The 9,248-nt window shown below is 69.2% G+C and carries 10 protein-coding genes; 6 read left to right on the top strand and 4 right to left on the bottom strand.

The features are described from left to right. Nucleotides 1-145: 145 nt before the first annotated feature. The gene (locus ACFVWW_RS01425; protein ID WP_384188476.1) at nt 146-442 is read left to right on the top strand and encodes a hypothetical protein; all 297 of its coding nucleotides are present in this window, start codon (nt 146-148) and stop codon (nt 440-442) included. An 87-nt stretch (nt 443-529) separates the two neighbouring features. On the opposite strand, the gene ACFVWW_RS01420 is transcribed toward ACFVWW_RS01425, so the two are convergent. Together ACFVWW_RS01420 and ACFVWW_RS01415 are read right to left on the bottom strand one after the other, a co-directional pair. Then, nucleotides 530-2,110: an MDR family MFS transporter gene (locus ACFVWW_RS01420; protein ID WP_386876694.1), complete on the bottom strand. Its 1,581-nt coding sequence runs from the start codon at nt 2,108-2,110 to the stop codon at nt 530-532. A 92-nt stretch (nt 2,111-2,202) separates the two neighbouring features. Beyond that, the gene (locus ACFVWW_RS01415) at nt 2,203-2,898 is read right to left on the bottom strand and encodes a TetR/AcrR family transcriptional regulator (protein ID WP_384188478.1); all 696 of its coding nucleotides are present in this window, start codon (nt 2,896-2,898) and stop codon (nt 2,203-2,205) included. A gap of 46 nt (nt 2,899-2,944) precedes the next feature. Between ACFVWW_RS01415 and ACFVWW_RS01410 the strand changes: the two genes are divergently transcribed. Both ACFVWW_RS01410 and ACFVWW_RS01405 read left to right on the top strand, forming a co-directional pair. Continuing rightward, nucleotides 2,945-3,937 (top strand): aldo/keto reductase, encoded by a 993-nt coding sequence (locus ACFVWW_RS01410; protein WP_386875203.1) that lies wholly within the window; start codon nt 2,945-2,947, stop codon nt 3,935-3,937. A 326-nt stretch (nt 3,938-4,263) separates the two neighbouring features. Further along, entirely contained in the window at nt 4,264-4,467 is a 204-nt protein-coding gene (locus tag ACFVWW_RS01405) for a cold-shock protein (RefSeq protein ID WP_327232769.1), read from the top strand. 113 nt (nt 4,468-4,580) lie between these two features. Here ACFVWW_RS01405 and ACFVWW_RS01400 read toward each other — a convergent pair whose 3' ends face one another. After that, on the bottom strand, nt 4,581-6,071 hold the full coding sequence (locus ACFVWW_RS01400; protein WP_384188481.1) for an MFS transporter: 1,491 nt from the start codon (nt 6,069-6,071) through the stop codon (nt 4,581-4,583). A 216-nt stretch (nt 6,072-6,287) separates the two neighbouring features. Beyond that, nucleotides 6,288-6,929 carry a histidine phosphatase family protein gene (locus tag ACFVWW_RS01395; protein WP_384188482.1) on the bottom strand — a complete coding sequence of 214 codons (642 nt, stop codon included), beginning with the start codon at nt 6,927-6,929 and terminating at the stop codon, nt 6,288-6,290. 212 nt (nt 6,930-7,141) lie between these two features. Here ACFVWW_RS01395 and rpmG point away from each other — a divergent pair, with 212 nt between their 5' ends. The 3 genes from rpmG to ACFVWW_RS01380 all read left to right on the top strand — a co-directional run bounded on the left by rpmG (nt 7,142) and on the right by ACFVWW_RS01380 (nt 9,133). Continuing rightward, nucleotides 7,142-7,306, top strand: a complete 165-nt coding sequence (gene rpmG, locus ACFVWW_RS01390) for a 50S ribosomal protein L33 (protein WP_384188483.1) — start codon at nt 7,142-7,144, stop codon at nt 7,304-7,306. Nucleotides 7,307-7,367: 61 nt separating this feature from the next. Continuing rightward, a complete protein-coding gene (locus tag ACFVWW_RS01385; protein ID WP_384188484.1) occupies nt 7,368-7,631 on the top strand; it encodes a type B 50S ribosomal protein L31 in 264 nt (87 codons plus the stop codon). A gap of 248 nt (nt 7,632-7,879) precedes the next feature. Beyond that, nucleotides 7,880-9,133 (top strand): MFS transporter, encoded by a 1,254-nt coding sequence (locus tag ACFVWW_RS01380; protein WP_384188486.1) that lies wholly within the window; start codon nt 7,880-7,882, stop codon nt 9,131-9,133. Nucleotides 9,134-9,248: the final 115 nt, after the last annotated feature.

Genomic DNA, 9,248 nt, shown 5'->3' with positions numbered 1-9,248 from the left:
TGGGGGGGCAGTGCGCGTTCCCGGCGGGCCGCATTGCCTTTGTCCGTGGCCGGGGGGCCGGGCCGCCGGGGGGCCGGCCCCACCCGGGCGGGGGCCCCCCGCGCCCGGGGCGCCGACGGCCTCCGAGGGACAACCGGAGAGAGCCATGACGACTGCCCACGCCCCCCACCCGAACCACACCCACCAGCACGGTGAGGGCTGCGGCCATGTGGCCGTCCCGCACGACGGCCATGTGGACTATGTGCACGACGGCCATCTGCACCAGGTCCACGACGACCACGTGGACGAGTGCGAGCCCCGCGACCACGCCCCGCACAGTGGTCATGCGCACCAGCACGGCGCCGCGTGCGGTCATGTGGCGGTGCCCCACGGGGACCATGTGGACTACGTGCACGAAGGCCACCGGCACGCCGAGCACGACGGTCACTGGGACGACCACTGAGCCACTCCGTTCATGCGGATGGCCCCTGGAATCCCAGGGGCCATCCGGCTACGCGGCGTTGTACCGCGCGGTGCGCGCGGACGCGGGTCAGACCACCGGGGCGGGCGGCGCCGCCTTGGCGTCCTCCTGGGACTGCTTGCTCTCCGCCTGCTTGCTCTCCTCGATGAGGCGCTCCATACCGCTCGTCGTCTTGAGCGGCTTCTCCTTGATGAAGATCACCGCGACCAGCGCGAGAGCGGCGAACGGGGCGGCGACCAGGAAGAGTTCCGCCGTGGCCAGCCCGTAGGCGTTCTCCACGATCTCCCGCATCGGCTCGGGCAGCTTGGACATGTCCGGTACGGAGGTCTCCCCGGAACCGCCGGAGGCGGCCTGGCCGGCCGTGCCCAGGCTCTTGGAGATCTCGGCGGTCACCTTGTTGGCCAGCACCGCGCCCAGCACGCTCACCCCGATCGTGCCGCCCATGGAGCGGAAGAACGACAGGACGGAGGTGGCCGCGCCCAGCTCCGACGCGGGGACATCGTTCTGCGCCGCGAGGACCAGGTTCTGCATCAGCAGGCCGACACCGATGCCGAGGACGGCCATGTAGACGCTGAGCAGACCGAAGCCGGTGTCCGTGTCGATGGTGGCCAGCAGCCCGAGGCCCGCCGTCATGATGACGCCGCCGGCGACCAGATAGACCTTCCACTTGCCGGTGGCGCTGATGATCTGGCCGGCGATGGTGGAGGACACCAGCAGACCGAGGATCAGCGGCAGGCTCATCAGCCCCGCGATGGTCGGGGACTTGCCCAGCGCGATCTGGAAGTACTGCGAGAGGAAGACGGTGCCGCCGAACATGGCCACACCGACCAGCAGGCTGGCGATGGTGGTCAGCGAGACGGTGCGGTTACGGAAGATGGTCAGCGGGATGATCGGCTCGGGTACCCGCGCCTCCACGAACACCGCGGCCACCAGCAGCACCGCACCCGTACCGGTCAGGGCTGCCGTCTGCCAGGACGCCCAGTCGAACTGATTGCCCGCCAGCGAGGTCCAGATGAGCAGCGAGCAGACGCCCGCGACGATCAGGAACGCGCCCAGGAAGTCTATCTTCACCTCACGGCGGACCGTGGGCAGCTTCAGCGTGCGCTGCAGCATCAGGATCGCGGCCAGCGCGAAGGGCACGCCGATGAAGAAGCACCAGCGCCAGCCCAGCCACGAGGTGTCCACCAGCACACCGCCGACCAGCGGTCCTGCGACCGTACCGACGGCGAAGACGGCGCCGAAGATGCCGGCGTACTTGCCCAGCCGCCGGGGCGGGATGACCGCGGCCATGACGACCTGGGCGAGGGCGGTCAGACCGCCGGCGCCGATGCCCTGGACGACACGGCTGAAGATGAGCAGGCCGACGCCCTGCGAGAAGCCGGCGAGCAGGGAGCCGACCACGAACATGGCGAGCGACAGCTGCAGCAGCAGCTTCTTGTTGTAGAGATCGGAGAGCTTGCCCCAGAGCGGGACGGTCGCCGTCATGGCGAGCAGCTCGGAGGTGACGACCCAGGTGTACGACGACTGGGTGGCGCCGAGGTCGGCGATGATGCGGGGCAGCGCGTTGGCCACCACCGTGCCGGCCAGGATGGCGACGAACATGCCGGCCATCAGCCCCGACATGGCCTGCAGTATCTGCCGGTTGGACATGGAAGTCGGCGCCTGCTCAGGCGCCTCTGTTGCACTCAAGGTGTCCTTCTTCAAATCCATGGACTCGGATGCTCAGGAAAGAAAACAAGGGATCAGCAGTCGGAGGGTGACACCGGCGGTGACACGGGCCGGGCCGGCGCCGGCGGTTCGGGAAGTCCGGCCTCGAGATGGGCGAAGACGCGCTGGAACACGTCGGGGAAGGCCTCTGCGGGCGCCTGGGCGCACCAGTGCTCGACACAGACCCGTACGGCGGTCCCCGCGACGGCCGCGAGCAGCCGCGGATAGAGTTCGAGAGCCACCGGATCGGGGCCGTCCGTCCCCCCTGAACCGAGCCGTTCCGCGATGGCGCCGGCGAGGTCGAGTTCCTGGGCCATGTGCGCGCCCAGGCCGCGGACCAGCAGATGCGGAGAACGCTTCAGCACCGTGGCCCGCAGCTTCCAGATCTTCTGGCGCTCCTCCACATCGGCCAGTTCGGTGGCGAGCGCCTCACGCACCACATCGAGCGGGGACAGGGCGGCCGGTGCCTCGCGCACCGCGCGCCGTACCCGCTCCCCGATCTCCGGGTCGATCATGACGAACGCGTCGTCGTGGGTGTCGAAGTAGTTGAAGAACGTACGCGGCGAGACCCCGGCGGCCTCGCTGATCGCCTCGACGGTGACGTTCTCCGCGCCGTGCTCGGCGGCGAGCCGCACCGCGGCCTCCGCCAGGGCCGTACGCGTCGCCTGCTTCTTGCGCTCACGGAGTCCCGGCGCGCCACCTTCGGTTTTCACATCTTGCAGAGTATGCAAAAGTGCAGGATCTGCAAAATTATTGGGGCCCGGCGGGGGACGTAGCATGATCCGTATGGAGCAGCGTGTATTGGGCAGGACAGGAAGAGAAGTCTCCGTTGTAGGACTGGGGACATGGCAGCTCGGCGCCGACTGGGGCGATGTGACCGAATCGGACGCGTTCGCCGTCCTGGACGCGGCGGTCGAGTCGGGGGTCACGTTCTTCGACACGGCCGATGTGTACGGCGACGGGCGCAGCGAGCAGCTCATCGGCCGGTATCTCAAGGACCGTCCGGACGCCGGGGTCTTCGTCGCGACGAAGATGGGCCGGCGCGCCGAGCAGCTGCCCGAGAACTACGTCCTGGACAACTTCCGGGCCTGGAACGACCGTTCGCGGGCCAATCTGGGTGTGGACACCCTCGACCTCGTGCAGTTGCACTGCCCGCCCACGAGCGTCTACACCTCCGACGCGGTCTTCGACGCGCTCGACACCCTGGTCGCGGAGCGGCGGGTCGCCGCCTACGCCGTCAGTGTCGAGACCTGCGCCGAGGCGCTCGCCGCCATCGCCCGTCCCGGCGTCGCCAGTGTGCAGATCATCCTCAACCCGTTCCGGCTGAAGCCGTTGGAAGAGGTGCTCCCGGCCGCCCGTGAGGCGGGCGTCGGCGTCATCGCGCGGGTTCCGCTCGCCTCCGGACTGCTGTCCGGCAAGTACACCAAGGACACGGTCTTCGCCGCCGACGACCACCGTACGTACAACCGGCACGGCGAGGCCTTCGACCAGGGCGAGACGTTCTCCGGCATCGAGTACGGGACGGGCGTCGCGGCGGCCGCCGAGTTCGCCGGGCTGGCTCCCGAAGGGGCCACGTCGGCCGGCACCGCGCTGCGCTGGATCATTCAGCAGCCCGGCGTCAGCAGTGTCATCCCCGGCGCCCGCTCCGTCGAGCAGGCCCGCGCCAACGGTGCGGCCGCCGCGCTCCCGGCGCTGGAACAGCCGGTTCTCGACGGAGTGCGGGAGCTCTACGACCGCCGCCTGCGAGCCTCGATCCATCACCGCTGGTAGGAAGCGGGGCACGGGCGGTGCGGCGGAGATATCACGATTGTCGTCGTTCGGGTCGACTGAACAGATTGCCTGAAAATGGGAACAGGCGATGATGAGACAATTGCGGCCCGAGGGGCGGCACAGACGCAAGAGTTGCCGGTTTCTGTGGCTGTATCGCGCCGCGCACTGTAGCGTCTTGATCAGCTGTCGTGGTTCCGAAGTACCGCTCGCCCGTGACGTGCAGTCACGGGCGTTTGTGCTGTTCAGCGTCTCTGCGGACCAGGGCGATCACCTCCGGTTCCCGCGCCGTGCGGGAACCACGCGTCCCTCTAAAACGGAGACTGAACATGGCCAGTGGAACAGTGAAGTGGTTCAACTCGGAAAAGGGCTTCGGCTTCATCGCGCAGGACGGCGGTGGCCCCGACGTGTTCGCGCACTACTCGAACATCGCGACGTCCGGCTTCCGTGAGCTGCAGGAGGGTCAGAAGGTGACCTTCGAGGTCACGCAGGGCCAGAAGGGCCCGCAGGCGGAGAACATCCTCCCCGCGTAACACAGCCGTCCGCCGAGCCTGCGAAGGCATGGACGACAGGGCGCCGGTCCGGTGGAATTCCCTTCCACCGGACCGGCGCCCGCCGCGTTGTCCGGCCGGTGCGGCTGGTGCGGTCAGAGGGCCGAGGAACCCGCCGTGTCCCCGTCCTTGGCCCCACGGGCCGACAGCGGCGTGGCGATGTCCTCGAGCGACTTGCCCTCGGCGGCGACGGCGAAGAACACCGCCACCAGACCCGCGAGCACCATCAGCGACGCGCCGACGCAGAACGCGATGACGGCGTCGGCGACGACTCCGCTCTCGGTCAGACCCGCGAACAGCAGCGGTCCCGAGATACCGCCCGCCGCCGTACCGATGGCGTAGAAGAAGGCGATCGACATGGCCCGGGTCTCCATCGGGAAGATCTCGCTGACCGTGAGGTACGCGGAGCTGGCACCGGCCGAGGCGAAGAAGAGGACCACGCCCCAGCACACGGTCATGGTCGTCGCGGTGAGCCAGCCGTTGCTGAAGAACCACGCGGTGACGAAGAGCAGGAGCCCGGAGAGGATATAGGTGCCCGCGATCATGGGCCTGCGGCCCACCGTGTCGAACAGGCGCCCGAGCAGCAGCGGGCCGAGGAAGTTGCCGAACGCGATGGCGGCGAAGAAGTAGCCGGTCGATCCGCTGGAGACGTCGAAGAAGGTCACCAGGATCGAACCGAAGCCGAAGGTGATGGCGTTGTAGAGGAACGCCTGCCCGACGAAGAGCGAGAAGCCGAGAATCGCGCGCTTGGGGTAGTCGCGGAACAGCGTCCTGGCGATCTCTATGAAGCCGATGGAGCCCCGCTGTTCGATGGTGATGGCGCCCGCGGGCTCGGGCAGCTTCCGGCCGGTCTCCGCCTCGATCTCCCGTTCCGCGCCGGCGACGAGCCGGTCCGCTTCTTCCGCCTGCCCGTGGATGTACATCCACCGCGGGCTCTCCGGTACATGACGGCGGACCAGCAGGATGACCAGCCCCAGGACCACGCCCAGGGCGAAGGTGAGCCGCCAGCCGACGTCCTTGGGGAAGATGTCGGTGTTGAGGGCCAGGACCGACAGCAGCGCGCCACCCATGGCGCCGAGCCAGAAGCTGCCGTTGATGATGAGGTCCACGCGGCCGCGGTACTTACTGGGGATCAGTTCGTCGATGGCCGAGTTGATGGCCGCGTACTCGCCGCCGATACCGAAACCGGTCAGGAAGCGGAAGAGGAAGAACCACCAGACCGAGAAGGACAGGGCCGTCGCCGCGGTCGCCGCGAGATAGACCGCGAGCGTGATGAGGAAGAGCTTCTTGCGGCCGTACCGGTCGGTGAGCCAGCCGAAGAACAGCGCGCCGGAGCAGGAGCCGGCCACATAGAGCGCGGCGGCCACGCCGGTGACCTGCGTGTCCGAGATCGGCAGCCCGCTGCCGTCCTCCGAGAGACGGCTCGCGATATTGCCGACGACCGTCACTTCCAGGCCGTCGAGGATCCATACGGTTCCCAGGCCGATCACGATCATCCAATGCCATCGTGACCAGGGAAGACGGTCGAGTCTGGCGGGGACCTTGGTGGTGACGGTCGCGATCCCCGTACCTCCGGACTGGCTCATGGTGTGCCTCCTGCCTGGCGACGACTCCTACGGCGTCGAAGGTGCTGGCTGCGAGTACCCCATGATCAAACTTCATAAACAGGCGCTTTGCCTCCGCTGCCGGGCGCGCCCCCGTTCCTGACCGAGCCGCACATCGCGCAGCATCTGGATCCTTACCGGACGGCACTTCCGCAAGGGGCCGCGCTCCCGGGCCGGCGCCCGTCGCCGTCGGCGCGGTCAGGCCGCGGTTTCCTTCTCCCGCGGCGTGGCGCGCAGAAGGCTCTCGGGAAGCGCGAGATTCCAGGCCGTGACGACCGGTCGGTCATGCTCCGTGCCGAGGCGCGAGACGGTCCCGGTGGCGAGCGTGAAGAGGGATCCCGCGGCGGGCGCCAGCCCGAGGTAGCGCGCGGTGAGCACGCGCAGGAAGTGGGAGTGCGAGACCAGGGCGACATCGTCGTCACCCGCGCGCAGGGTGTCCAGAGCCTCGGCGAGTACCCGGTCGGCGCGGTGCCCGACCTCCGCGGGGCTCTCCCCGGGATGGCCGTCCGGGCCGGGGACCACGCCGTCCGTCCACAGGTTCCAGTCGGCGCGCGTGCGGTGGATCTCCGTGGTCGCGATGCCCTCGTAGCCGCCGTAGTCCCACTCGCGCAGTTCCTCGGTGACGCGGGCGTCACCGAGGCCGGCCAGCTCGGCCGTACGCCGCGCGCGCGTCATGGGGCTGACCAGCGTGAGCCCGATGGTGCGGTCGGCGAGCAGGGGCGCGAGGGTGCGGGCCTGGCCCTCGCCGCGCTCGGTCATCGGAAGGTCGGTGTAACTGGTGTGCTGCCCGGACCGGGACCAGGTGGTCTCTCCGTGCCGTACCAGGATCAACTCACCCATGACCGCCGCCCACTTCCCGCTCTCCGCGCTCTGTCACCGGAGCGGACCCTATGTGGTCCGCCAAGCCCAGTGTCCCCTGTCCCGGCGTCCCTGACCTGGCGGGAATGCCTCCGGGGGCCGTCGCGTTACACCGACGTACCACTTGATGGGAACGACATCCACCCCCAGTTCGACCAGGGGACGGTGTCGAGGAACAGCGTCTGGAGGACTTCATGGCACGCAGCGATGCCCGCCCGATCGTCACTCTCCGGTCCACGGCCGGCACCGGCCACACGTATGTGACGCGCAAGAGCCGTCGGAACGATCCCGACCGCCTCTACCTGCGCAAGTACGACCCCGCGCTCGGCGAGCACGTCATGTTCCGCGAGGAGCGCTGACCCGGCCCGCCCGTGCGATGAGCATCCGTCCAGCCCCCTCGTACCGAGGAAGGAATCCCGCATGAAGCCTCGTATCCACCCCGAATCCCGTCCGGTCGTCTTCCGGGACCGCGCCGCGGGAACCGCCTTCCTGACACGTTCCACCGCGGACTCGGCGCGGAGCGTGGAGTGGGAGGACGGCCATACGTACCCCGTCGTCGACGTGGAGATCTCCTCCGCGAGCCACCCCTTCTACACCGGAGCCACCCGCGTGGTGGACACCGCAGGACGGGTGGAGCGCTTCGAGCGCCGCTACGGCGCGCGCGGGAAGGCGCCGCGGAGCTGATCCGCGGAGCTGACCCGTACGGCCGTCTCATGCGGCAGAACCGCCGGTCTGTGTGTGAGAGCCGGGCAGGAACCCCGATCAGGGTTCCTGCCCGGCTCTCGCCATGAGCGGCTGACCGGAGCCCGCACTCCCAGGGCAGGCGCGGATAGCGCGCTCCTGCAATAAGGCGCGCTTGCAACTAGTCGGCGCCTGCAAGTATTGTGTTCGCTCGTAAGGCGCACGTGCAATCTCCTGGGAAGGTTCTACCCATGCCACTCGCGCTCCTCGCGCTGGCCATCGGGGCATTCGGTATCGGCACCACCGAGTTCGTGATCATGGGGCTGCTCCCCGAGGTCGCCGCCGAGTACGGGGTCGGGATCCCCACCGCCGGGCTGCTGGTCACCGGCTACGCCCTCGGTGTGGTGCTCGGCGCCCCGGTGATGACCGTCCTCGGTACCCGGATCTCCCGCAAGCGCATGCTGATGCTGCTGATGGGGCTGTTCGTCGCGGGCAATGTGCTCTCCGCGCTCGCCCCCACCTTCGGGGTGATGCTCACCGGGCGTGTCGTCGCCTCGCTCGCCCATGGGGCGTTCTTCGGTATCGGCTCCGTCGTCGCCGCCGGTCTGGTCGCGCCGCAGAAGAAGGCCGGGGCCATCGCCCTGATGTTCACCGGTCTGACGGTCGCCAATGTCGTCGGCGTACCGCTCGGCACCTTCATCGGCCAGTCGGCCGGCTGGCGGGCCACGTTCCTCGTCGTCGCCGGACTCGGTGTCCTGGGCCTTGTGGGCATCGCCAAACTGATACCGGAGCAGCCCCGTCCCGAGGGCGTACGGCTCCGCCACGAGCTGGCCGCCTTCCGCAATGTGCAGGTGCTCCTCGCCATGGCGATGACCGTGCTGGGCTTCGGGGGTGTGTTCGCGGCGATCACCTACATCAGCCCGATGATGACCGGGACCGCCGGTTTCGCGGACTCCTCGGTGACCTGGCTGCTGGTGCTCTTCGGCCTCGGCATGGTCGGCGGCAATCTCATCGGCGGCAGGTTCGCCGACCGGCGTCTGATGCCGATGCTGTATGTGTCCCTCGGCGCTCTCGCCGTGGTCCTGGCGCTGTTCACCGTCACCGCTCACCACAAGGTCGCGGCAGCCGTCACGATCGCGCTGATCGGCGCGCTGGGCTTCGCGACCGTACCGCCGCTGCAGAAGCGGGTCCTCGACCAGGCGTCCGCCGCCCCCACCCTGGCCTCCGCCGTCAACATCGGCGCCTTCAACCTGGGCAACGCGCTGGCCGCCTGGCTCGGCGGCATGGTCATCGCCGCGGGGCTCGGGTACACCGCGCCCAACTGGGTGGGCGCCGCACTGGCCGGCTCCGCACTCGTCCTCGCGGTCGTCTCCGGCGCCCTGGAGCGCCGTACCCGGGCCACCGGACGCCGGGGCGCCGAAGCCCAAGCCGACGGCGAAGCCGGGGTCGCGGCCGAGGCCGTGGACGCTCCCGAGCCGGGCCGGGCCACCGCGGCCCACGGCTGAGGCGCGCACCCCGGCCTGCCACAGCGCGCGTCGTGGATGACGTCGTTACGTTGGTAGTCGGTGTGTCCCTGTCCTCCCCGCGCCGCCCCCTTCCCCCGGCGCACCCGCAAAGAAA

The sequence above is a fragment of the Streptomyces sp. NPDC058198 genome (assembly GCF_042882605.1).
Taxonomy (GTDB): domain Bacteria; phylum Actinomycetota; class Actinomycetes; order Streptomycetales; family Streptomycetaceae; genus Streptomyces.
Note: the sequence above shows the minus strand (reverse complement) of the source record. Positions and strands in the feature narration are given on the sequence as shown.

Coding starts and splice junctions, on each gene's coding strand:
- ACFVWW_RS01405 (WP_327232769.1), top strand. CDS start 4,264: ATGGCCAGTGGAACAGTGAAGTGGTTCAACTCGGAAAAGGGCTTCGGC.
- ACFVWW_RS01385 (WP_384188484.1), top strand. CDS start 7,368: ATGAAGCCTCGTATCCACCCCGAATCCCGTCCGGTCGTCTTCCGGGAC.
- ACFVWW_RS01410 (WP_386875203.1), top strand. CDS start 2,945: ATGATCCGTATGGAGCAGCGTGTATTGGGCAGGACAGGAAGAGAAGTC.
- ACFVWW_RS01380 (WP_384188486.1), top strand. CDS start 7,880: ATGCCACTCGCGCTCCTCGCGCTGGCCATCGGGGCATTCGGTATCGGC.
- ACFVWW_RS01395 (WP_384188482.1), bottom strand. CDS start 6,929: ATGGGTGAGTTGATCCTGGTACGGCACGGAGAGACCACCTGGTCCCGG.
- ACFVWW_RS01425 (WP_384188476.1), top strand. CDS start 146: ATGACGACTGCCCACGCCCCCCACCCGAACCACACCCACCAGCACGGT.
- ACFVWW_RS01420 (WP_386876694.1), bottom strand. CDS start 2,110: ATGTCCAACCGGCAGATACTGCAGGCCATGTCGGGGCTGATGGCCGGC.
- ACFVWW_RS01400 (WP_384188481.1), bottom strand. CDS start 6,071: ATGAGCCAGTCCGGAGGTACGGGGATCGCGACCGTCACCACCAAGGTC.
- rpmG (WP_384188483.1), top strand. CDS start 7,142: ATGGCACGCAGCGATGCCCGCCCGATCGTCACTCTCCGGTCCACGGCC.